27 protein-coding genes are annotated in these 21743 nt (G+C 62.0%); 20 read left to right on the forward strand and 7 right to left on the reverse strand.

Annotation, left to right across the window (positions count from 1 at the left end):
* Positions 1 to 101: 101 nt before the first annotated feature.
* Positions 102 to 1241 carry a PA0069 family radical SAM protein gene (locus ACQ4WQ_RS03855; RefSeq protein WP_436495952.1) on the forward strand — a complete coding sequence of 380 codons (1140 nt, stop codon included), beginning with the start codon at positions 102 to 104 and terminating at the stop codon, positions 1239 to 1241.
* A 45-nt stretch (positions 1242 to 1286) separates the two neighbouring features.
* Here the strand turns inward: ACQ4WQ_RS03855 and ACQ4WQ_RS03860 are convergent, their stop codons facing one another.
* Together ACQ4WQ_RS03860 and ACQ4WQ_RS03865 are read right to left on the reverse strand one after the other, a co-directional pair.
* The gene (locus ACQ4WQ_RS03860) at positions 1287 to 1904 is read right to left on the reverse strand and encodes a gamma-glutamylcyclotransferase (RefSeq protein WP_436494795.1); all 618 of its coding nucleotides are present in this window, start codon (positions 1902 to 1904) and stop codon (positions 1287 to 1289) included.
* A 29-nt stretch (positions 1905 to 1933) separates the two neighbouring features.
* A complete protein-coding gene (locus tag ACQ4WQ_RS03865; RefSeq protein ID WP_326458465.1) occupies positions 1934 to 2902 on the reverse strand; it encodes a LysR family transcriptional regulator in 969 nt (322 codons plus the stop codon).
* A gap of 126 nt (positions 2903 to 3028) precedes the next feature.
* Between ACQ4WQ_RS03865 and ACQ4WQ_RS03870 the strand changes: the two genes are divergently transcribed.
* The 15 genes from ACQ4WQ_RS03870 to ACQ4WQ_RS03940 all read left to right on the forward strand — a co-directional run bounded on the left by ACQ4WQ_RS03870 (position 3029) and on the right by ACQ4WQ_RS03940 (position 14610).
* Positions 3029 to 3562, forward strand: coding sequence for a VOC family protein (locus ACQ4WQ_RS03870; RefSeq protein WP_326458466.1), 534 nt, complete (start codon positions 3029 to 3031; stop codon positions 3560 to 3562).
* A gap of 52 nt (positions 3563 to 3614) precedes the next feature.
* Positions 3615 to 4637: a fumarylacetoacetate hydrolase family protein gene (locus tag ACQ4WQ_RS03875; protein WP_436494797.1), complete on the forward strand. Its 1023-nt coding sequence runs from the start codon at positions 3615 to 3617 to the stop codon at positions 4635 to 4637.
* Positions 4638 to 4651: 14 nt separating this feature from the next.
* Positions 4652 to 5302 (forward strand): maleylacetoacetate isomerase, encoded by a 651-nt coding sequence (maiA, locus tag ACQ4WQ_RS03880; RefSeq protein ID WP_436494799.1) that lies wholly within the window; start codon positions 4652 to 4654, stop codon positions 5300 to 5302.
* A 135-nt stretch (positions 5303 to 5437) separates the two neighbouring features.
* Positions 5438 to 6217: a uracil-DNA glycosylase family protein gene (locus tag ACQ4WQ_RS03885; protein WP_436494801.1), complete on the forward strand. Its 780-nt coding sequence runs from the start codon at positions 5438 to 5440 to the stop codon at positions 6215 to 6217.
* 38 nt (positions 6218 to 6255) lie between these two features.
* Entirely contained in the window at positions 6256 to 6807 is a 552-nt protein-coding gene (gene ybiA, locus ACQ4WQ_RS03890) for a riboflavin biosynthesis intermediates N-glycosidase (RefSeq protein WP_326458470.1), read from the forward strand.
* A 189-nt stretch (positions 6808 to 6996) separates the two neighbouring features.
* Positions 6997 to 7473 carry a Fe-S cluster assembly transcriptional regulator IscR gene (gene iscR, locus ACQ4WQ_RS03895; RefSeq protein WP_034779566.1) on the forward strand — a complete coding sequence of 159 codons (477 nt, stop codon included), beginning with the start codon at positions 6997 to 6999 and terminating at the stop codon, positions 7471 to 7473.
* A 40-nt stretch (positions 7474 to 7513) separates the two neighbouring features.
* Positions 7514 to 8770, forward strand: coding sequence for an IscS subfamily cysteine desulfurase (locus tag ACQ4WQ_RS03900; protein WP_436494803.1), 1257 nt, complete (start codon positions 7514 to 7516; stop codon positions 8768 to 8770).
* Between the two features lie 175 nt (positions 8771 to 8945).
* A complete protein-coding gene (iscU, locus tag ACQ4WQ_RS03905; RefSeq protein WP_034779562.1) occupies positions 8946 to 9335 on the forward strand; it encodes a Fe-S cluster assembly scaffold IscU in 390 nt (129 codons plus the stop codon).
* A gap of 51 nt (positions 9336 to 9386) precedes the next feature.
* Positions 9387 to 9707: an iron-sulfur cluster assembly protein IscA gene (iscA, locus tag ACQ4WQ_RS03910; RefSeq protein ID WP_010399774.1), complete on the forward strand. Its 321-nt coding sequence runs from the start codon at positions 9387 to 9389 to the stop codon at positions 9705 to 9707.
* Between the two features lie 66 nt (positions 9708 to 9773).
* Positions 9774 to 10289 carry a Fe-S protein assembly co-chaperone HscB gene (gene hscB, locus ACQ4WQ_RS03915; RefSeq protein WP_436494805.1) on the forward strand — a complete coding sequence of 172 codons (516 nt, stop codon included), beginning with the start codon at positions 9774 to 9776 and terminating at the stop codon, positions 10287 to 10289.
* An 88-nt stretch (positions 10290 to 10377) separates the two neighbouring features.
* A complete protein-coding gene (gene hscA, locus ACQ4WQ_RS03920) occupies positions 10378 to 12258 on the forward strand; it encodes a Fe-S protein assembly chaperone HscA (RefSeq protein WP_326458472.1) in 1881 nt (626 codons plus the stop codon).
* 68 nt (positions 12259 to 12326) lie between these two features.
* Positions 12327 to 12668, forward strand: a complete 342-nt coding sequence (gene fdx, locus ACQ4WQ_RS03925; protein ID WP_035820570.1) for an ISC system 2Fe-2S type ferredoxin — start codon at positions 12327 to 12329, stop codon at positions 12666 to 12668.
* Position 12669: 1 nt separating this feature from the next.
* A complete protein-coding gene (iscX, locus tag ACQ4WQ_RS03930) occupies positions 12670 to 12864 on the forward strand; it encodes a Fe-S cluster assembly protein IscX (protein ID WP_436494808.1) in 195 nt (64 codons plus the stop codon).
* Complete coding sequence (locus ACQ4WQ_RS03935; protein ID WP_436494810.1) at positions 12851 to 13768, forward strand: class I SAM-dependent methyltransferase; 918 nt, start codon at positions 12851 to 12853, stop codon at positions 13766 to 13768. Before iscX ends, ACQ4WQ_RS03935 begins: the two co-directional genes overlap by 14 nt.
* Before the next feature lie 83 nt (positions 13769 to 13851).
* Positions 13852 to 14610, forward strand: coding sequence for an rRNA pseudouridine synthase (locus ACQ4WQ_RS03940; protein WP_436494812.1), 759 nt, complete (start codon positions 13852 to 13854; stop codon positions 14608 to 14610).
* On the opposite strand, the gene ACQ4WQ_RS03945 is transcribed toward ACQ4WQ_RS03940, so the two are convergent.
* From ACQ4WQ_RS03945 to ACQ4WQ_RS03965, 5 genes are all read right to left on the reverse strand, one after another.
* Positions 14607 to 15035 carry a group III truncated hemoglobin gene (locus ACQ4WQ_RS03945; RefSeq protein WP_436494814.1) on the reverse strand — a complete coding sequence of 143 codons (429 nt, stop codon included), beginning with the start codon at positions 15033 to 15035 and terminating at the stop codon, positions 14607 to 14609. The genes ACQ4WQ_RS03940 and ACQ4WQ_RS03945 overlap by 4 nt on opposite strands.
* Before the next feature lie 63 nt (positions 15036 to 15098).
* Positions 15099 to 15635, reverse strand: coding sequence for an RDD family protein (locus ACQ4WQ_RS03950; RefSeq protein WP_326458475.1), 537 nt, complete (start codon positions 15633 to 15635; stop codon positions 15099 to 15101).
* Complete coding sequence (locus ACQ4WQ_RS03955) at positions 15625 to 16389, reverse strand: DUF3106 domain-containing protein (RefSeq protein ID WP_436494816.1); 765 nt, start codon at positions 16387 to 16389, stop codon at positions 15625 to 15627. Before ACQ4WQ_RS03955 ends, ACQ4WQ_RS03950 begins: the two co-directional genes overlap by 11 nt.
* Positions 16389 to 16793: a DUF3619 family protein gene (locus ACQ4WQ_RS03960; protein WP_152249911.1), complete on the reverse strand. Its 405-nt coding sequence runs from the start codon at positions 16791 to 16793 to the stop codon at positions 16389 to 16391. Before ACQ4WQ_RS03960 ends, ACQ4WQ_RS03955 begins: the two co-directional genes overlap by 1 nt.
* Positions 16790 to 17359 carry an RNA polymerase sigma factor gene (locus ACQ4WQ_RS03965; RefSeq protein WP_034779551.1) on the reverse strand — a complete coding sequence of 190 codons (570 nt, stop codon included), beginning with the start codon at positions 17357 to 17359 and terminating at the stop codon, positions 16790 to 16792. The genes ACQ4WQ_RS03960 and ACQ4WQ_RS03965 overlap by 4 nt, the downstream gene beginning before the upstream one ends.
* A 496-nt stretch (positions 17360 to 17855) precedes the next feature.
* Between ACQ4WQ_RS03965 and ACQ4WQ_RS03970 the strand changes: the two genes are divergently transcribed.
* The 4 genes from ACQ4WQ_RS03970 to ACQ4WQ_RS03985 all read left to right on the forward strand — a co-directional run bounded on the left by ACQ4WQ_RS03970 (position 17856) and on the right by ACQ4WQ_RS03985 (position 21731).
* Positions 17856 to 19586 (forward strand): acetolactate synthase 3 catalytic subunit, encoded by a 1731-nt coding sequence (locus ACQ4WQ_RS03970; protein WP_326458477.1) that lies wholly within the window; start codon positions 17856 to 17858, stop codon positions 19584 to 19586.
* A 2-nt stretch (positions 19587 to 19588) separates the two neighbouring features.
* The gene (gene ilvN / locus ACQ4WQ_RS03975; protein ID WP_010399754.1) at positions 19589 to 20080 is read left to right on the forward strand and encodes an acetolactate synthase small subunit; all 492 of its coding nucleotides are present in this window, start codon (positions 19589 to 19591) and stop codon (positions 20078 to 20080) included.
* Between the two features lie 74 nt (positions 20081 to 20154).
* Entirely contained in the window at positions 20155 to 21171 is a 1017-nt protein-coding gene (gene ilvC, locus ACQ4WQ_RS03980) for a ketol-acid reductoisomerase (RefSeq protein WP_034750044.1), read from the forward strand.
* A gap of 251 nt (positions 21172 to 21422) precedes the next feature.
* Complete coding sequence (locus tag ACQ4WQ_RS03985; RefSeq protein WP_436494819.1) at positions 21423 to 21731, forward strand: hypothetical protein; 309 nt, start codon at positions 21423 to 21425, stop codon at positions 21729 to 21731.
* Positions 21732 to 21743 lie beyond the last annotated feature (12 nt).

The raw sequence follows: 21743 nt of genomic DNA on the forward strand, positions 1-21743 counted from the left end.
GGCCGCACAGCGGCATAGTATACTGTACGTATATACAGTTGATGGGGCCGTTCATGAAAGCAATCATTCCAGAGCACGATGACAGCTTCGCCGGGCAAGCCATGCTGCCGCCGCAATCGCTGAAAGCGCACAAGGGCCGTGGGGCCGTCTCGAACCTGCAAGGGCGCTACGAGGCGCATGCGCGCGCCGGTTTCGATGATGGCTGGAGCGTGGGTGGCCTGGACGAGGCGGATGTGGAGGCGGCGCCGACCTGGAAGACGCAGGTCAGCGACGAGCAGGCGCGCACCATCCTCACGCGCAACGCTTCGCCCGATTTGCCGTTCAATGTGTCGCTGAACCCCTACCGGGGTTGCGAACATGGCTGTATTTATTGCTTTGCCCGCCCTACGCACAGCTATTTGGGACTGTCGCCGGGCCTGGACTTCGAAAGCCGCATCTACGCCAAGGTGAACGCCCCCGAACTGTTGCGGCGCGAACTGGCCAGGCCGTCGTACGTGCCCGAACCGATCGCCCTCGGTGTCAACACGGATGCGTATCAGCCGTGCGAACGGGAACGACAGCTGACGCGGCGCGTGCTGGAAGTGCTGCACGAGTGCGATCACCCCGTGGCGCTGATCACGAAATCGTCGCTGATCGAGCGCGATATCGACATCCTGGCACCCATGGCGGCCAGGCGCCTGGCCGCCGTGGCCGTCACTGTCACGACGCTGGACCCGGCCATCGCGCGCACGCTGGAACCGCGCGCGGCCGCACCGGCGCGGCGCCTGCGCACCATCCGCACCCTGACGGAGGCGGGCATCCCCGTGGGCGTGAGCATCGCACCCATCATTCCTTTCGTGACGGAGCCGGAAATCGAGCAGCTGCTCGAAGCCGTGCGCGACGCGGGCGCCATCCACGCCCATTACGTGGTGCTGCGCCTGCCGTGGGAAGTGAGTCCCTTGTTCCAGCAATGGCTGGAAGCGCACTATCCGGAACGGGCACAGCGCGTGATGAACCGGGTGCGCGAAATGCGTGGCGGCAAGGATTACGACAGCGCGTTCGGCGCGCGCATGCGGGGCGAAGGCGTGTGGGCTGACCTCATCCGCCAGCGCTTTGAAAAGGCCGTGCACCGGCTGGGGCTGCACGGCAAGGGAGGGCGCTTCAAGCAGCTCGATTGCACGCAGTTCCGCCGGCCACTGGTGGTGCCGCCGTTGGGCGCAAAAGTAAAAAAAGGCAATGCGGGGCAGCTGGATTTGTTTTAAGTTAAACCAGCGTCAGCGCTGATGCCGCAGGGGTGTGCTGCGGCGCTATCGTGCGGCATTATCCTGTTCCTGCATCTGCGCCAGATGTTGCTCAATGGCAAAGACATGCGGATCGCTCTTGCCCAGTTCGCGCAGGGCGCTGGCCAGGTGCAGCAGGTATTCGCTGTTCGGGCCGCTGGGGCCGTTTGATCGGGCGATCTGGCGCGCGATATCGAGTTCCGGCGCGGCGCCGAGGAAGGCGGCGTTTTCCTCGTTGGCGATGTACACCAGGCCTTCGACCTTGCTGCCATCCTCGAAAGTGATGTCGGTGGCCAAGCGCAGGTAGCCGTTTTTTTCGCGGTGGTCGAGGTGGGCGAAGACTTCGGGCGTGATCAGATACGCCATGCCGTCGCACACGGCGCCCGCCTGCGGCACGATGGTGGCGACCCGGCCCGGCGCCATCGGCGTGCCCCGGTGGTCGTGCGAACCTTGCCAGAAGCGCCGCGTCCAGCCTTCGATGCTGGCTGGGCGCCGTTCGATATAGGGGAAGTCCGCCTTGTAGATCAGCGAGCCGTAGCCGAACAGCCAGACCTGCTCATGGCCGTCGAATTTGTTCATGCGCTGGTTGATGGCGATGGTGGCGGCGTCGGTGGGCGACAGGGCGTTCTGGTCAGGCTGGGTCATGGTGCAAGCGGAGAAGGGGCGATGCACCATTATAAAGGGGCGCCGGCCGGGCCGCCGGCCGGCAGCGCCTCGCGGGCGGCGGGGCCGCCCGCACCCACATTCCACTCGTGCGTCTCTACAAAGCGGAACAGGAAGGCCATGAAGCTTTCGGCGGCCGGCGACAGCGAACGCCCCGTCTTCGTGTAGACGAAAAAGCGCCGCGTCAGTTCCGGCTCGTGCAGGGCGCGCATCTGCAGTTGGTACAGTTTGACCATCGGTTCCGCGTACGGCAGGCAGACCGTGATGCCCAGGTTGGCACTGACCATGGCCAGCGCCGTCGTCATGAACGTCACTTCATTGTAGGGGTTGAGCGACAGCTCGCGAAACGCGCCGTGCATGTCGCGCAGCAGGCGTTCCGTGAACTGGCCCTGCAGCGAGATGAACGGGTAGTCGCCCACGTCGGCCCAGGTGACGCGCTCTTTCTGCTGCAGCGGATGCTGCTCGGGGAAGACCAGCACGAAGGGCATTTCGAACAGCACTTGCGCGGCGATTTCCGCCGTCGGGTCGCGCTCGGGGCCGATGCCGAAATCGACTTCGCCGCTGAAGACGCGCGCCGACACGTTTTCCACGGGGCAATCGACGAGGCGCAGCTGCACGTCCGGGTGCGCCTGGCGGTAGGCGGCGATCACTTCCGGCAGCAGGGTGCACGCCATCATCTGCGGCGCGGCGATGCGCACCAGGCCCGTCTTCAGGGCCTTGCGCTGGGCGATGCCGGCCATGGCGCCGTCGAGGTCCTCGATCATCTTTTCAAACAGCGGATACAGTTCGCGGCCGATTTCCGACAGCTGCGTCTTGCGCGTGCTGCGTTCGACCACGCGCACGCCCAGCACACTTTCCAGTTCCTTGATCAAGCCGCTCAAGGCCGATTGCGTCACGTGCAGGTATTCGGCGGCCAGGGTAAAACTGCCGGTCTTGGCCAGCGCCACGAAGGCGCGCATCTGTCGCAGGCTGGGACTCATAAGATAATCCGATAAATCGATGGTTAAAAATTGTTTGTATGATAGCTGTAAGTCGATTCTAATGGTGAAAAGCTGAAAAACAGGCCAGCCATCGCGCCCACGGCGCCATCCATTGGAGACAAGCACATGAAGATCAAGCAAATCCACCACGTCGCCTACCGCTGCATCGACGCGAAGCAGACCGTCGAGTGGTACGTCAAGCATTTGAACATGAATTTCGTCCTCGCCATCGCCGAGGACCTGGTGCCGTCGACCAAGGCGCCGGACCCGTACATGCACGTCTTCCTCGACGCGGGCCAGGGCAATGTGCTGGCCTTTTTTGAACTGCCGACGCAGCCGCCGATGGACCGCGACCGCAATACCCCGGCCTGGGTGCAGCACCTGGCGCTGGAAGTGGGCAGCATGGAGGAACTGCTGGCCGCCAAGGAGCGCCTGGTGGCCGGCGGCATCGAGGTGCTGGGTCCCGTCAATCACGCCATCTTCCAGTCGATCTATTTCTTCGACCCCAACGGCCACCGCCTGGAACTGGCGGCCAACGTGGGCACGCCCGAGATGATGGCCAAACTGGACGCCGTCAAATGGGAAATGCTGGAAGAATGGTCGCAGACGCGCCGCGCACCGAAGCACGCCGCCTGGATGCATGCGCCGGCCGACGCCTGAGCGCCGCACACGACATCCATCTGAACACTACGCCTAACAAGGAACACACTCCATGAAACTCGCAACCCTGAAAAACGGCAGCCGCGACGGCGCCCTGATCCTCGTCAGCCGCGACCTGCGCCAATACCAGCGCGTGGCCGCCATCGCCCCCACCCTGCAGGCGGCGCTCGACAACTGGGACGCCGTGGCGCCGAAACTGGAACAGGCCTACGCGGCCCTGAACGCGGGCCAGGCGCCGGATGCGCAGCCGTTTGACGCCAATCTGTGCCACTCGCCGCTGCCGCGCGCCTATCAGTGGGCCGACGGTTCCGCCTACATCAACCACGTGGAACTGGTGCGCAAGGCGCGCAACGCGGAAGTGCCGGCCTCGTTCTACACGGACCCGCTGATGTACCAGGGCGGCTCGGACAGTTTTATCGGCCCGCGCGACCCCATCTTCGCCCTGTCGGAAGAGTGGGGCATCGACCTGGAAGCGGAAGTGGCCGTCGTCACGGGCGACGTGGCCATGGGCGCCAGCGAGGACGACGCGGCGAAAGCGATCCGCCTGGTGATGCTGGTCAACGATGTATCCTTGCGCAACCTGATCCCGGGCGAACTGGCCAAGGGTTTCGGTTTCTTCCAGTCGAAGGCGGCCAGCGCGTTTTCGCCCGTTGCCGTCACGCCCGATGAGCTGGGGGCCGACTGGGCGGACAGCAAGCTGCACCTGCCGCTGCTGGTGGACTTGAACGACAAGCCGTTCGGTAAACCAAATGCGGGCGAAGACATGACCTTCAATTTTGCGCAGCTCGTCGCCCATGCGGCAAAGACGCGCGAACTGGGCGCCGGCAGCATCGTCGGCTCGGGCACCGTGTCGAACAAGCAGGGCAACCTGTTCGGTTCCAGCATCGAAAATGGCGGCGTGGGTTACTGCTGCCTGGCTGAAGTACGCATGTATGAAACCATCGAACACGGCGCACCCAAGACGGCGTACCTGAAGTTCGGCGACACGGTGCGCATCGAAATGCGCGACGCGGCGGGCGCCAGCATCTTCGGCAGCATCGAGCAGACGGTCGCGCTGTATGCCGGCCGCGCCTGAGGGGAGGGCGCCCCATGAAGCTGTACACCTATTTTCGCAGTTCGGCCGCCTACCGCGTGCGCATTGCCCTCAATTTGAAGGGCATCGCCTACGACAGCATCCCCGTGCACCTGCTGCAGGACGGCGGACAGCAACTGCTGCCGGCCTACCGCGCCGTCAATCCGTCGGCCCTGGTGCCGGCGCTCGACGACGAGGGCGCCATCCTGACGCAGTCGCTGGCGATGCTCGAGTATCTTGACGAGACGCGGCCAGCCGTGCCGCTGCTGCCGGCGGACGCGCTGGGACGGGCCCGCGTGCGTGCGCTGGCGCTGGCGATCGCCTGCGACGCCCATCCGCTGACGAACCTGCGCGTCCTGAAATACCTGAAAAACACGCTGGGACTGTCGGACGAGGCCAAGCAGGAGTGGTACCGCCACTGGATGGCCGAAGGACTGGCGGCCGTGGAAGCGCTGCTGGCGCAGGGCGATCCGGCCGGAGTTGGCCTGTTCTGCCATGGCGACAGCCCGACGATGGCCGATTGCTGCCTGGTGCCGCAAGTGTTCAATGCGCAGCGCTTCGCCATCGACCTGGCGCCTTACCCGCGCGTGGCGCGCATCCATGTGCATTGCGCCGGCTTGCCGGCCTTTGCCGCCGCCCATCCGTCGCAGCAGCCCGACGCCGAATAGTTTTTAAAGGCGCGAGCCAGAACACCCCGCCGGGCAACAGGCGGGGTTTTTTTATGCGTGCTTGATTTGGGCAGTCAATACCCGCTTGCCGTTAGGCTACAATTTGCGTTTGCCCAAATATTTTACTGACGCGCCATGACCGCAACCACCATTCCTGCCAGCATCACCGATGCCCTGTCCCTGGCGCATGCTTCCTGGCGACCCATCCTGCTGCGCGGCTTGCAGGCCGTGATGGCGGCCGATCCCGCCTATCTGCCGGCGCTGGCCGCCGACGATTACCTGCCCACGCAGGGCCGGCTGTTCGCCGCCTTTGCCTTGCCGCTGGCGCAGGTGCGCTACGTGCTGGTGGGCGAGGGGCCGTATCCGCGCGCCGACAGTGCCACGGGGGTGTGCTTCATGGATGGCGCCGTGGGCAGCCTGTGGTCGGCGACGGGCCTGTCGAAGCCCGTCAACCGCGCCACATCCCTGCGCAACTTCATGAAGATGCTGCTCGTGGCCGATGGCCAGCTGCAGGCTGGCGACACCTCGGGCGTGGCCATGGCGCCCGTGGCGGCGGCCGCGCTGCAAGCCGGCAGCGGCGTGATCCAGACCCTGCCCGACTTGCAGCGCAAGATGACGGAGCAGGGTTTCTTGCTGCTCAACGCGGCGCTGGTATTCCGTTCCAACGTGCCGCCCGTGCAGGATGCGCGCGGCTGGCTGCCCTTCCTGCAGGTGGTGCTGGAAGCGCTGGCGCAGCAGGGCGGGGCGGCCTTGCCGCAATTGGTGCTATGGGGCAAGATTGCCGAGCTCATCAAACGCCTGCCGGTGGCGGCATCGTTGCCGCAGGTGACGGCGGAACATCCGTATAATCTGTCCTTTATCGGCAACGGCGACATGCAGGCCCTGTTTGGGCCGATGCAGCTGTTGCGTGCTTGAGCTTGAATCATCGCCTGTCCGGCGGAAGTGCGGGGAATATGCAAATCAGTAATGTGGAAGAATTGAAGGCGTGGATCGCGGCGGGCGGCGAGCCCGACTATCTGTATTTCTGGGGCCACACGCCGGCGCAGCCGCAGGTGCCCGACAAAAGCTGCTTCAGCCAGTGGTTTCCGTCACCGTTCAGCCTGGCCGGCGTGACGTATGCCACGGCCGAGCACTACATGATGGCGCAAAAGGCGGCCCTGTTTGGCGACACGGCCGTGCAGGCGCGCATCGTGGCGGCCGCGCGGCCGTCGGAAGTCAAGAAGCTGGGGCGCGAAGTGGCCAATTTTGACGCCAAGGTCTGGGAAGCGGCGCGCGCGGGTATCGTCTTCGATGGCAACTTTGCCAAGTTCTCGCAAAAAGCCGCGCTGCGCAAGTTCTTGCTGGGCACGGGCGAGCGCGTCATCGTCGAAGCCAGTCCCGTCGACCGCATCTGGGGCGTGGGCCTGGCGTCGGACAATCCGCGCATCCTGGATCCCGCCACCTGGGACGGCTTGAATCTGCTGGGGTTTGAGTTAATGAAAGTGCGCAGCGCCTTACGTGCCTGAGCAGTATTGTTGTTTTCCTGATGCCGCCGCGCCTGGCGCGGCCGGCCATGCCCCTGCCAGCCCTGTGGTCATCGAGGGGCGCTCTGACAAACCCCGCCGAATTTGTTATACTTGACTAAATCATTCAACTACTCAGGGTTTGAGAAGTTGAAAAACCGCAATATTTTAAACTAGTTGAACCGAGGATGTATGCGTCTGACTACAAAAGGCCGTTTTGCCGTGACAGCGATGATCGATCTTGCCCTGCGCCAGGGCAAGGGACCGGTCACCTTGTCCGGCATCAGCCAGCGCCAGTCGATTTCCCTGTCCTACCTGGAACAGCTGTTCGGCAAGCTGCGCCGCCATGAGATCGTCGAATCGATCCGCGGCCCGGGCGGCGGTTACAGCCTGGCGCGCCGTGCCGACAAGGTGACGGTGGCCGACATCATCATCGCCGTCGACGAGCCGCTCGATGCCACGCAGTGCGGCGGCAAGGAACATTGCCACGGCGCCGACGCGGCCACGGGGGCGCGCTGCATGACGCATGAATTGTGGTCCACACTCAACGAAAAAATGGTCGATTATCTGGATTCTGTGTCCTTGCAGGACCTGGTCGACCAGCAGAGACAAAAGATTGCCGAACAAAGCGTGATGGTGATGCACCGTAACCACGCCGCCCTCGGTTGAACATAACAAAATACCAAGTTGCTGATTGCAGGAGTTATTGATGAACGCCCCAGAAAAAAACGTAGGCCAAGTGCACTTTGAAACCGCACCGCATTTCCCGATCTACATGGATTACTCGGCCACCACGCCGATCGATCCACGCGTCGCCGACAAGATGATTCCCTACCTGCGCGAGCAGTTCGGCAATCCGGCCTCGCGCAGCCACATGTACGGCTGGACGGCGGAAAAAGCCGTGGAAGAGGCACGCGGCCACGTGGCGGCCCTGGTGAACGCCGATCCGCGCGAAATCATCTGGACGTCCGGCGCGACGGAAAGCAACAACCTGGCCATCAAGGGCGCGGCACAGTTCTACAAGACCAAGGGCAAGCACATCATCACCGTCAAGACCGAGCATAAATCGGTGCTCGACACGGTGCGCGAACTGGAACGCATCGGCTTCGAAGCGACCTACCTGGAACCGCAGGACAACGGCCTGATCACCGTCGAGCAGCTGGCCGCGGCCGTGCGCCCGGACACCATCCTCGTGTCGGTGATGCTGGTGAACAACGAAATCGGCGTGATCCAGCCAATCGACGAGATCGGCGCGTTCTGCCGCTCGAAAGGCATCATCTTCCATTGCGACGCCGCGCAAGCGACGGGCAAGGTCGTCATCGACCTGCAAAAGACCAAGGTCGACCTGATGACCTTCACGGCGCACAAAACCTACGGTCCGAAAGGCGTGGGCGCCCTGTACGTCTGCCGCAAGCCGCGCGTGCGCCTGGAAGCGCAGATGCACGGTGGCGGCCATGAGCGCGGCCTGCGCTCGGGCACCCTGCCGACGCACCAGATCGTGGGCATGGGCGAGAGCTTCCGCATCGCCAAGGAAGAAATGGACAGCGAAATCGGCCGCATCAAGGCCTTGCGCGACCGCCTGGCCAAGGGCCTGCAAGAGATCGAAGAAGTCTATATCAACGGCGACATGGAGCACCGCGTGCCGCACAACCTGAACGTCAGCTTCAACTACGTCGAAGGCGAGTCGCTGATCATGGCGATCAAGGATATCGCCGTGTCGTCCGGTTCGGCCTGCACCTCGGCCAGCCTGGAGCCATCGTACGTGCTGCGCGCCCTGGGCCGCAGCGACGAACTGGCGCACAGCTCGATCCGCTTCACCATCGGCCGCTTCTCGACCGAGGAAGACATCGACTTCGCCGTGAACCTGCTGAAATCGAAAGTGCACAAATTGCGTGAGCTGTCGCCGCTGTGGGACATGTTCAAGGAAGGGATCGACATTAATTCGATTCAATGGGCAGCCCACTAAAAGTATCTGTTAAACCTACTGCGCGTCGCGATTTGCGGCCTGCGATGCTCACTGTGCTACAGCACAGTTCCGCTTCTCGGCCACAACTCACTGCCGCTCGCTACGGTTTTCCAGGCACTTTACGCTAATCAGGCCCCGCGAATGGGGTCGGCAAGAATATTAAAGGAGCATCAAAATGGCTTACTCGGACAAAGTACTCGATCACTACGAAAACCCGCGCAACGTGGGCGCTTTCGACAAGGGTGATGAAACCATCGGCACCGGCATGGTGGGCGCGCCTGCCTGCGGCGACGTGATGAAACTGCAGATCAAGGTCGGCGCCGATGGCCTGATCGAAGACGCGAAATTCAAGACTTATGGCTGCGGTTCGGCCATCGCGTCGAGCTCGCTGGTGACGGAATGGGTCAAGGGCAAGACCCTGGACCAGGCGCTGGCCATCAAGAATACGCAGATCGCCGAAGAACTGGCCCTGCCGCCAGTGAAGATCCACTGCTCCATCCTGGCGGAAGATGCCATCAAGGCGGCGGTATTGGACTACCAGACCCGCCATCCGGCTGCGGCCTAAGTTTGCATCCTGCCCGGCGCCGCAAGGCGCGGGGCGGGCGCGGAGAAATACATGATCACACTGACCGAAAAAGCGGCGAAACACATCAACCGTTATATCGAACGGCGCGGCAAGGGCATGGGCCTGCGCTTTGGCGTGCGTACCACGGGCTGCTCGGGCCTGGCCTACAAGCTCGAATATGTCGATGAAGTGGCGGCCGAAGACAGCGTCTTCGAATCGCACGGCGTGAAAGTCTTCGTCGACCCGAAAAGCTTGCCTTACATCGACGGCACGGAACTCGATTTCGCGCGCGAAGGCTTGAATGAAGGCTTCAAGTTCCACAATCCGAACGAAAAAGACGCCTGCGGCTGCGGCGAGTCCTTCAGGATTTAAACAGCTGGCAAGACCCCGGTCGGTGCGCTGTACCCATCGATTGCGGTACAGCGACCACTGACAATTATGCAAAACCACTTCGAATTATTCCAGTTGCCGGCGCAGTTCGGGCTCGACATGAGCGCGCTCGACGCGGCCTACCGCGACGTGCAGGGCAAGGTCCACCCGGACCGTTTCATCAACGCCAGCAGCGCTGAAAAGCGCGTGGCGATGCAATGGGCCACGCGCGCCAATGAAGCCTATCAAACCCTGAAAAGCCCGCAAAAGCGCGCGCAATACCTGTGCGAGCTCAATGGCGTCGACCTGCAGACGGAATCGAACACGGCCATGCCCGTCAGCTTTTTGATGCAGCAGATGGAATGGCGCGAGGAACTGGGCGATGCGCGCGCCGGCAAGGACGCCGAGGCGCTCGACGCCCTCGACCGTCAACTGCGCGGCGAACGCAAGGCACTGCTGGCCCAGGTAGCGGCCCAGCTCGACGCAGGCGACTATGCAAATGCCGCGCAAAGCGTGCGCGCCCTGATGTTCCTCGACAAATTCGGCGAGGAAGTGCGTTTTGCATACGAGGCCATGGAAGCCTGACTGACCAAGCGCCAGTCCGGCGCGCGTCTTATAATGCGCGACAGGCATCAGCTGCATCACGCAAAAAATTAATCGAGGCACGAATACAATGGCACTTCTGCAAATTTCCGAACCAGGCATGTCGACCGCGCCGCACCAGCACCGCCTGGCCGTCGGCATCGATCTTGGCACCACCAATTCCCTGGTCGCGACCGTGCGCAACAGCATTCCCGAGGTGCTCAACGACGAAGAAGGGCACTCCCTGCTGCCCTCCGTCGTGCGCTACCTGCCGAACGGCCACGCCAACATCGGCTACAAGGCCCTGTCCGCGCAAACCACCGACCCGAAGAACACCATCGTCTCCGTCAAGCGCTTCATGGGCCGCGGCCTGGCCGACATCGCCTACGCGGAAAACCTGCCCTACGATTTCCAGGATACGCCTGGCATGGTGCAGCTGAAAACCGTGGCCGGCGTGAAGAGTCCCGTCGAAGTGTCGGCGCAAATCCTCGCCACCCTGCGCCAGCGCGCGGAAGACTCGCTGGGCGACGACCTGGTGGGCGCCGTCATCACCGTGCCAGCGTATTTTGACGACGCACAGCGCCAGGCGACGAAAGACGCGGCGCAGCTGGCCGGCATCAATGTCTTGCGCCTGCTGAGCGAGCCGACGGCCGCCGCCATCGCCTACGGCCTCGACAACGCCTCCGAAGGCGTGTACGCCGTGTATGACTTGGGCGGCGGCACCTTCGACATCTCGATCCTGAAGCTGAGCAAGGGCGTCTTCGAAGTGCTGTCCACGGGCGGCGACTCGGCCCTGGGCGGCGACGATTTCGACCGCCGCCTGTTCTGCTGGATCAGCGAGCAGGCCAAGCTGGCGCCGCTGTCGGACGAAGACACGGCCATCCTGATGGTGAAAGCGCGCGAAATCAAGGAAACGCTGTCGACCAAGCCGGAAACGATGATCGACGCGGCCCTGAACTCGGGCGAAGAGATCCACCTGCGCATCACTGCAGCCGATTTTGCCGCCATGACGCAGCACCTGGTGGCCAAGACCATGAACGCCATCAAGAAAGCCCTGCGCGACGCGAACGTGGATGCGGACGACGTCGACGGCGTGGTGATGGTGGGCGGCGCCACGCGCATGCCGCACGTGCAGCGCGCAGTCAGTGAATTCTTCCACACGACGCCGCACGCGAATATCGACCCGGACAAAGTGGTGGCGCTGGGCGCGGCCATCCAGGCGAATTTGCTGGCAGGTAATCGCGCCGCCGGCGACGACTGGCTGCTGCTGGACGTGATCCCGCTGTCGCTCGGCATCGAAACCATGGGCGGCCTGGTGGAAAAGATCATCCCGCGCAACTCGACGATACCGTGCGCGCGCGCCCAGGAATTCACGACCTTTAAAGATGGCCAGACGGCCCTGGCCGTGCATGTGCTGCAGGGCGAGCGCGAACTGGTCAGCGACTGCCGCTCGTTGGCGCGTTTTGAGCTGCGCGGCATTCCGCCGATGGTGGCGGGCGCCGCGCGCATCCGCATCACCTATCAGGTCGATGCGGACGGCTTGCTGTCCGTCTCGGCGCGCGAACTGCGCTCGGGCGTGGAAGCGTCGATCAGCGTCAAGCCGGCCTACGGCCTGGGCGACGACGACATCGCCCGCATGCTGCAGGATTCCTACACCTCGGCCGACACCGACATGGTGGCGCGCGCGCTGCGCGAAGAGCAGGTGGAAGCGGAACGCATCCTGCTGGCCACGCAGTCGGCGCTCGATGAAGACGGCGGCTTGCTGGACGACGCCGAGCGCGTGGCTGTCGATGGCCTGATGCAGAAGGTGCGCGACGCCATTGCGCAATCGCAAAGCGGCGCCATCGACCACCAGGCATTAAAACTGGCGATCGAGGCGCTGGCCGACGGCACCGAGGATTTCGCCTCGCGCCGCATGGACCGCAGCGTGCGCACGGCGCTGACCGGCAAAACGCTGGACCAAGTGGTGTAAAAATTGAAATGCGCGCCGCAGGCACTCGCCGCGGCCGCGCTCCGAATGACAGACTGAAAGAAGAAACCATGCCACAAATCGTTATCCTGCCGCACGCCAAGCTTTGCCCGGACGGCGCCGTCATCGAAGCCCCGGCCGGCAAGTCCATCTGCGACATCCTGCTGGAAAACGACATCGACATCGAGCACGCCTGCGAAAAATCGTGCGCCTGCACCACCTGCCACGTACTGGTGCGCGAAGGTATCGAATCCCTGAACGAAGCGACGGAACTGGAAGAAGACATGCTGGACAAGGCCTGGGGCCTGGAAGCCGTGTCGCGCCTGTCGTGCCAGTCCATCGTGGCCGACGCCGACCTCGTCGTCGAAATCCCGAAATACACGATCAACCAAGTCAGCGAAGGCAGCCACTAAGATGAAATGGTCCGACATTCACGCGATCGCCGAGGCGCTGTACGACGCGCATCCGGACATCGACCCGCTGACCGTGCGTTTCACCGACCTGCACAACTGGGTGGTGGAACTGGAGGGCTTCGACGATGACCACACGCGCGGCGGCGAAAAAGTGCTCGAAGCGATACAGATGGCGTGGATCGATGAAGCGCGCTAAGGGCGCGGCACCCGCCGCCACCGCAGCCGCTGCGCCGAAAGACGTCATCACGGCCGCCAGCAACATGCCCGAGATCAAGGATGGCCAGTCGGTCGCCTTGCTGCAGGAATTGCACATCCTGACGCGCGACGGCAAGATGAACCAGGACAGCCGCCGCAAGCTCAAGCAGGTCTACCACCTGACCCAATTCATCGAGCCGCTGCTGCGCGAAGTGCAGCTGGACCATCCCGGCGTGTCGCTGGTCGATCATGGCGCCGGCAAGTCGTATCTCGGCTTCATCCTGTACGACCTGTTCTTCAAGAACGGCAACGACGGTTCGCACATCTACGGCATCGAGACGCGCGAAGAGCTGGTGCAGCGTTCGCAAGAGCTGGCGAAGAAATTCAAGTTCCCCGGCATGTCGTTTTTACCGCTGTCCGTGGCCGAATCGACGGAATCGAACTTGCTGCCGCAGCAGATCGACATCGTCACGGCCCTGCATGCGTGCAACACGGCCACCGACGACGCCATCCACTTCGCCCTGAAGAAAAAGGCGAAGTTCATGGTGCTGGTGCCGTGCTGCCAGGCGGAAGTCGCTTCCGTCCTGAAGAAGAACAAGGGCAAAAGCTTGGGCAAGAACGTCTTGACGGAGTTGTGGCGCCACCCGCTGCACACGCGCGAGTTCGGCAGCCAGATCACCAACGTGCTGCGCTGTCTGCAGCTGGAAGCGCATGGCTACCAGGTCAGCGTGACGGAACTGGTGGGCTGGGAGCATTCGATGAAGAATGAACTGATCATCGCCAGCTATAAAAACCTGCCGCGCCAGCGTCCGACGGAGCGCCTGCAGGAAGTGCTGCAGACCCTGGGCCTGGAAGAGATGGGCCACCGTTTCTTTGCCGAGGAATTGGCCAAGGCCAGCGCGTAAGACTTCCGCATTGCCAAACGAGGGGAGGAGCGGGTCGGTTACAATACCGGCTTTCTCCTCCTCTTGCTTTTTGCGCCTCCCCCATGACCACACCTATTGAAATGCCCACCGTCCGCCTGGCCAAGCGCCTGTCTGAAGACGTGCCCTGCTCGCGCCGCGAGGCCGAGCTGTATATCGAGGGCGGCTGGGTCACGGTCGATGGCGTGCTGGTGGAAGAGTCGGGCGCGCGCGTGGCCGACAATCAAGCGGTGGTGCTGTTGCCGAACGCGACCTTGGAAGAAATGCCGCCCGTGACGATCCTGCTGCACAAGCCGGCCGGCATCAATGGCGGTATCGGCAGCGAAGGCAAGCCGGCATTGAGCTGTTTGCATCCCGAAGAGATTTTCACGCCGGAAAACGTGGCGCCCAGCTCCGTCACGCGCTTCCTCAAGCGCCATTTGATCGGCTTGACCATCACCAATCCGCTCGACACCATGGCTTCCGGCCTGCTGGTGTTCACGCAGGATTTCCGCGTGGCCCGCAAGCTGGTCGACGAAGCGAAAACGGTGGAGCAGGAATTCATCGTGGAAGTGTCGGGCGACATCATGGAAAACGGCCTGGCGCTGCTCAATCACGGCTTGCCTTTCAATGGCAAGCCTTTGCCGCCGATCAAGGTCAGCTGGCAGAACGAGACGCGATTGCGCTTCGCCCTGAAAAACGTGCAGCCGGGCCAGATCGCCCACATGTGCAAGATGGTGGGACTGGACGTCGTCGCCATGAAGCGCTTGCGCATCGGCCGCATCCCGATGGGCGCCATGCCCGTGGGGCAATGGCGCTATCTGCAGGGTTACGAGCGGTTCTAAAGCTGCGGCGCCACGATGGCGTGGTTTTCCGCAAAGCTTTTCCATAGCCGTTCGGCAATATTCAAGGCGATGGTATCGGCCTTTTCCTGCAAGGCCGCATTGCCCATGCTTTCCGTCGTGGCGAAGAACAGCGTCAGCCAGCGGCGGAACATGCAGGGCGTCAGGTGTTCCATTTGCGCGTGCTGGGCCAGCGGCTTGCCGTGGTAGCGCATGGTGCCGCGCAGCAAGCCTGACCAGAAATCGACCAATGTTGCCAAGTGGGCGTCCCAATCCTTGACCTCGGCGGCAAAGATGGGACCCAGCATGGCGTCGTCGCGCGCGGCCGCATAAAAGGTGTGGACGAGATGCTTGACGTCGTCTTCGCTGCAGACTTCCTCGCGGTAGGGGGCGAAGCGCGTGTGGGGGAGGGGGGCGGTATTATTCATGGCATGCCATGATCGCAGAGCGCCCATGGCGCTTCAATGACGCAGGTCAAGCCGCATCAAAACTCAGGCGGCGACTTTCTTCGACTTCTTCGCCGGGGCCGGCAATTGCACGATCTGCGTGCCCGCCAGTTTGTCGTGCAGGAACTGGCCATTGCCCGTGAACAGGGCCGTGGCCGACCATGCCAGGATGCCCACGCCGATGGCGCCCAAGGCGCTCCAGTGCTGCAAACCGAATACATACGACACCAGCAGGGCCGGCAGCAGCCACATCCATGACAGCATGTAGCGGTAGGCAGCCACGCGCAGCGGCACGTGGGCGTGGCCCGGCAGCACGACTTTCAGGCGCCACGTCTTCATGGCCAGGGTTTGCCCTTCGCGGCTCCACTGATGGATAAAATACGCGCCCATCACGAGGAAGGCCAGGCATTGGCGCATGTGTTCCGTCAGGGGCGTATGCGCGCCCTGCACGGCCAGTTCGAACAGCAGGAAGGGCAGAAACAGCACGGCCAGGGCCAGCAGCGACTCGTACACCATGGAAATCAGGCGGCGCTTGATCGTGGGATGGGAAGTGAGGCTGGCGGCGGGCGTGCTATTTGGCATTGGTTGGCAGTGGGGCAGGCGTGACAGGTGGCGTGACGGGCACGGTGGCGGGCGCCGCGGCAGGATCCGTGAGCGGCACGGCCGCTGCAGGCGTGGTGGCAGGCGGCACGACGGGTACGACGGCGGCAGGCGCTGCCGGCATGGCGGGCGGCACGATCACGGGCGGCTTGCTCGTATTCGAATTGATCGCCGGCACCTTGCCCAGCGGTTTTTTCGGCACGAGTTCCGTCGCCAGCTTTTTCTTTTGATCTTCCGGCAATTGCTGGTATTGCTCCCATTGCGCGGTTTTCTGACCCGGATCAATCTTCTTCGTGCGCGTATAGTTTTCGCGCACCAGGCGGCGCTGTTCCGGCGTCAGCTTGATCCATTCGCGCATGCGTTCATGCACGCGGGTTTGCTCGTCGGGCGTCATCGAGGCAAAGCGGCTGGCGATGTCGAGCCATTTCTGCTTGCGCAAGGCTTCCAGCTTGTTCCATTCGCCGGCCAGCGGCTGCAGGGCTTCCTGCTGCGCGCGCGACAGCTTGTTCCACGATGGATTCTCGCTGGCCTTGGGCGGCGTGCCGCCCTTGCCGGCCGTGCGCGGCGAGCCGGGCTTGACGGCCGGTGCCGGCGCCACCACGGGCGCTGGCGTAACGGGAGGGGCGGCGGGTGCGGGATGTTGCTGCGCGCCTACCCAGGCGGCGCCCGCCAGGGCGCAGGCGCCCAGGCCGATGCCGCCGGCCAGCCAGCCTTTGCGTACGCTCGTGCGTGCCATTATTGCTCGCGTTTCGTCAGGTAGGCGTTGAAGCCATGGTCCATATAGGCGGAAAGCGGCAATTCGTCGGACAGCACGGCGGCGTCGATTTCTGCCAGTTCGGCAATATGTTGTTCCTGCTCAAACTGATAGATGCCCACCAGGCCGCCGACCAGCAGCAGCAGGGGGATGATCACGCTCATGCGACCCAGCCACGACAGCGGCTCGACGAACAGGCTGCTGGCCACGCCGGCGAACACGTTCTTGCGCACGGCAACGGCGGCGGGCGCGTCCGCCTTCTTGCGGGACAGGGCCAGCTTGCGTGCCGCTGCCAGGCGATCGGTGGCCGATGCGGGCAGGTCGTCGAGTTTTTCGTTCAGTGCATGGCGCACTTTGTAAGCGAAATTGAGATCGTCGGTGTTCATAATTTTATTCCCTTGGCTTTCAGCGATTCGGCGAGCGTGTGGGTAGCTCTAGAGCAATGTGTTTTCACGCTACCTTCGGAGCAACCCATCGCTTCCGCTGTTTCAGCCACATCCATGTCCTGCCAATAACGCATGAGGAAGGCTTCGCGTTGACGTGAGGGCAGTTTTTGTACCTCTGCATCAATCAAATCAAGGATTTGCGCGCGTTCGACCTGGTCGGCCGACGATTCGGCGGCGCTGGAGCCCTGTTCCGATTCATAGGTGTCAAGTATATCAAAATCCTCATGTTCGTCGCCCGAGGGCTTCATGCCGGAAAACAGGCTGACCCAGGTGTTGCGAACTTTTTCTCGGCGGAAATAATCAAGGATGGTGTTCTGCAAGATGCGCTGGAACAGCATCGGCAGCTCGGCGGCCGGCTTGTCGCCGTATTTCTCGGCCAGCTTGATCATGGCATCCTGCACGATGTCGAGTGCCGATTCTTCCTTGCGGACCGCGTAGGCGGCCTGCTTGAAAGCGCGCCGCTCGACATTTTCTAGAAAGTCGGATAATTCTTTGTCTGTTGCCATGCGGTATGGGGATCTTAGCGGCTGCGGGGTGCTGTGGGCGAAATGGGGGCGGGTATGCTTTTTGCAACCCCGTGCATGCTAGCAAAAAATGTGCGTTTCCGCAGGGTTTTTGCACGTTGTGCGAGCAAAAATGCAGCGAGGCCGACATTTTCCTTGACCATCATGGTGCAACGCGATAACGTATGGGACGCTTTGAACACCCCAAAGCTCTATGGTCAGGTCGCGACCGGCACACAAGGCCAGCAGCGGCAAGACGCGCTTTCATTTGTAGGCAGTTTGTTCTAACCCGCGCCACAAGCGCGAGCGGTTCGTACAGGCGCCACAGAAACTCCGGCCAAACGAGTTGCGTTAAGCGTTGTTTTGTAAGGTATCTATGGGTGCCCAAAGAAATGGCGTGACCGCATGAAAAGGGAAGCAGGAGCACTGTTGCGTTAGGCGTACCTCGTCAGGAAAGAACATCCGATCAATCTCCAATGGACCTTGAAAGGAATGTTTCATGAATACCGAAGCAGCAGCAGGACCTATCACCGGCGCAGAAATTGTCGTGCGCTGTCTGGCTGAAGAGGGCGTAGAGCACGTCTTTGGATATCCGGGCGGAGCCGTACTCTACATCTACGACGCCATCTTCCAGCAAAACAAATTCCAGCATATCCTGGTACGCCACGAGCAGGCCGCGATCCACGCCGCCGATGCCTATTCGCGCAGCTCGAACAAAGTCGGTGTCGCCATCGTCACGTCCGGTCCGGGCGTCACGAATGCGGTCACGGGCCTGTCCACCGCGTACATGGACTCGATTCCCATGGTGGTGATCTCCGGCCAGGTGCCGAGCCACGCCATCGGCCAGGATGCGTTCCAGGAATGCGACACGGTCGGCATCACGCGCCCCGTCGTCAAGCACAACTTCCTCGTCAAGGACGTCAAGGACCTGGCAGCGACGATCAAGAAAGCCTTCTTCATCGCCCGTACCGGCCGTCCGGGACCCGTGCTGGTCGATATCCCCAAGGATATCAGCATGCACAAATGCAACTTTGACTATCCGAAGGAAGTCGAGATGCGTTCCTACCGTCCCGTCGACAAGGGCCATTCGGGCCAGATCCGCAAGGCCGTGCAGCTGCTGCTGCAAGCCGAACGCCCGATGATCTACACGGGCGGCGGCGTCATCCTGGCGAACGCCTCGGCCGAGCTGAACAAGCTGGTCGACCGCCTGGGTTTCCCGTGCACCAACACCTTGATGGGCCTGGGCGGCTACCGCGCCTCGAGCGAGCAGTATGTCGGCATGCCCGGCATGCACGGCACCTATGAAGCGAACATGGCGATGCAAAATTGCGACGTCCTGATCGCCATCGGCGCCCGTTTCGACGACCGCGTGATCGGCAACCCGAAACATTTCGCCTCGCATCCGCGCAAGATCATCCACGTGGACATCGATCCATCGTCGATTTCCAAGCGCGTCAAGGTCGATATCCCCATCGTCGGCAACGTCAAGGACGTGCTGATCGAGTTCCTCGCGCAACTTGACGCGGCCGAAGCCAAGCCGAATGTCAATGCCTTGAGCAACTGGTGGAAGCAGATCGCCGAATGGCGTGGCCGCGAATGCCTGAAATACCCGACGTCCGACCTGGTCATCAAGCCGCAAGCGGTGGTGGAAAAAGTGTTCCAGATCACCAAGGGCGACGCGTTCATTACGTCCGACGTGGGCCAGCACCAGATGTGGGCCGCGCAATATTATGGCTTCGACAAGCCGCGCCGCTGGATCAATTCCGGCGGCCTGGGCACCATGGGCGTCGGCTTGCCGTACGCCATGGGCGTGCAGATGGCCAATCCGGACGCCACCGTTGCCTGCATCACGGGCGAAGGCTCGATCCAGATGTGCATCCAGGAGCTCGCCACGTGCAAGCAGTATCACCTGACGCCGAAGATCATCATGCTCAACAACCGTTTCCTCGGCATGGTGCGCCAGTGGCAGGAAATCGATTACGGTTCGCGCTATTCCGAGTCGTACATGGATTCGCTGCCCGACTTCGAGAGACTGGCCGAAGCGTATGGCCACGTGGGCATGAAAATTGAAAAACCGGGCGACGTCGACGGCGCCCTGAAAGAGGCGTTCGGCATGAAAGACAGGCTGGTATTCATGAACTTCATTACCGACCAGTCCGAAAACGTGTGGCCAATGGTGAAAGCCGGCAAGGGCCTGTCCGAAATGATGCTCGGTTCGGAGGATCTCTAATCATGCGCCATATTATTTCTGTCTTGCTGGAAAACGAAGCGGGCGCCCTGTCGCGCGTGGTGGGCCTGTTCTCGGCACGCGGCTACAACATCGAAACACTGACCGTGGCGCCGACGGAAGACTCGACCCTGTCGCGCATGACCATCGTCACCAGCGGCTCGGACGACATCATCGAGCAGATCACCAAGCACCTGAATCGCCTCATCGAGGTAGTCAAGGTGGTGGACCTGACCGAAGGCCAGCATATCGAACGCGAGTTGATGCTGATCAAGGTTCGTGCCGTGGGCAAGGAGCGCGAGGAAATGAAGCGCACCGCCGATATCTTCCGTGGCCGCATCATCGATGTCACCGAAAAGACGTACACGATCGAACTGACCGGCAACAAGGTCAAGCTCGACGCGTTCATCGATTCGATCGACCGTGCCGCCATCCTGGAAACCGTCCGTACGGGTGGTTCCGGCATCGGCCGCGGCGAACGCATCCTCAAAGTATAAAAATATAAGCAGCACTACGCGGCCCTGGCGCCGCATTTAAAACAACAACGCATCATCAAATTATAGGAAATACCATGAAAGTTTTTTACGACAAAGACGCTGACCTCTCCTTGATCAAAGGCAAAAACGTCGCCATCATCGGCTACGGTTCGCAAGGCCACGCGCACGCGCAAAACCTGAACGATTCGGGCGTCAACGTCACCGTCGGCCTGCGCAAGGGCGGCGCTTCGTGGACCAAGGTCGAGCAAGCGGGCCTGAAAGTAGCGGAAGTCAACGACGCCGTGAAAGCGGCCGACGTCATCATGATCTTGCTGCCGGATGAAAACATCGCCCAGGTCTACAACGAAAACATCGCGCCGTTCGCCAAGCAAGGCGCCGTGCTGGCCTTCGCCCACGGTTTCAACGTGCATTACGGCCAAGTCGTGCCACGCGCCGACCTGGACGTGATCATGGTCGCGCCGAAAGCCCCGGGCCACACCGTGCGCGCCACCTACACCCAAGGTGGCGGCGTGCCCCACCTGATCGCCGTGTACCAGGACAAATCGGGCATCGCCCGCGATATCGCCCTGTCGTACGCCTCGGCCAACGGCGGCGGCCGTGCTGGCATCATCGAAACGAATTTCCGTGAAGAAACCGAAACCGACTTGTTCGGCGAGCAAGCCGTGCTGTGCGGCGGTGCCGTGGAACTGATCAAGGCCGGCTTCGAAACCCTGACGGAAGCGGGCTACGCGCCTGAAATGGCCTACTTCGAGTGCTTGCACGAACTGAAGCTGATCGTCGACCTGATCTATGAAGGCGGCATCGCCAACATGAACTACTCGATCTCGAACAACGCCGAATACGGCGAATACGTGACCGGCCCTAAAGTCGTCACCTCGGCCACCAAGGATGCGATGCGTCAATGCCTGAAAGACATTCAAACGGGCGAATACGCGAAGAGCTTCATCCTGGAAAACAAGGCAGGCGCACCGACCCTGATCTCGCGCCGCCGCCTGACGTCCGAGCACCAGATCGAAGAAGTGGGCGCGAAACTGCGCGCCATGATGCCTTGGATCGCCAAGAACAAGATGGTTGACCAGTCGAAAAACTAAGTAATCATCGTTCTTCAAAAAAAGCCGGCGCAAGCCGGCTTTTTTATGCGCAGGCGTTTGGCCGGCAACATCCGTTACAATCAGGCCCATTCAACCATACCGTCAGCACCATGCTTGTTTTTTCTAAAGTTTTTGTAGGGAATCTTCATGTCGTCAAGCGTCCCGTCTCGGTTGCCCTCAGCTGCTGGTTTCTGATCCTCAACTCGTTGTTATCGCTGGCCTCGGTTTACCTCGGCCGCAACGATTCCGCCATGCTGGCCGGGATGGCGCATGGCGCGATTCCCGCGGAAGTGCAATACGCGATGATGCTCTTCAGCCTGGGCCTTAGCCTGGTGACAGCGCTGGCCATGCTGCAAAGGCAGCGTGGCGCACGCACGGTGTATCTGGTGTGGGGCGTGATCGACATTGCGCTTTGCCTGGCGACCTTGCCGGTCAAGATGAACGTCTTGCCTGGCGCGCTCCTGTTCGCCGTCATCTGCGCCTTCCTGTACAGCCCGAAATCGAATGCCTGGTTTTCGCCGCGCAAGGCGGCCAATGACGCCTGCATGACGCCAGCTTGAGCTCGGTTGTTT

Source organism: Janthinobacterium goodfellowi (assembly GCF_051380695.1).
Classification (GTDB): domain Bacteria; phylum Pseudomonadota; class Gammaproteobacteria; order Burkholderiales; family Burkholderiaceae_D; genus Janthinobacterium.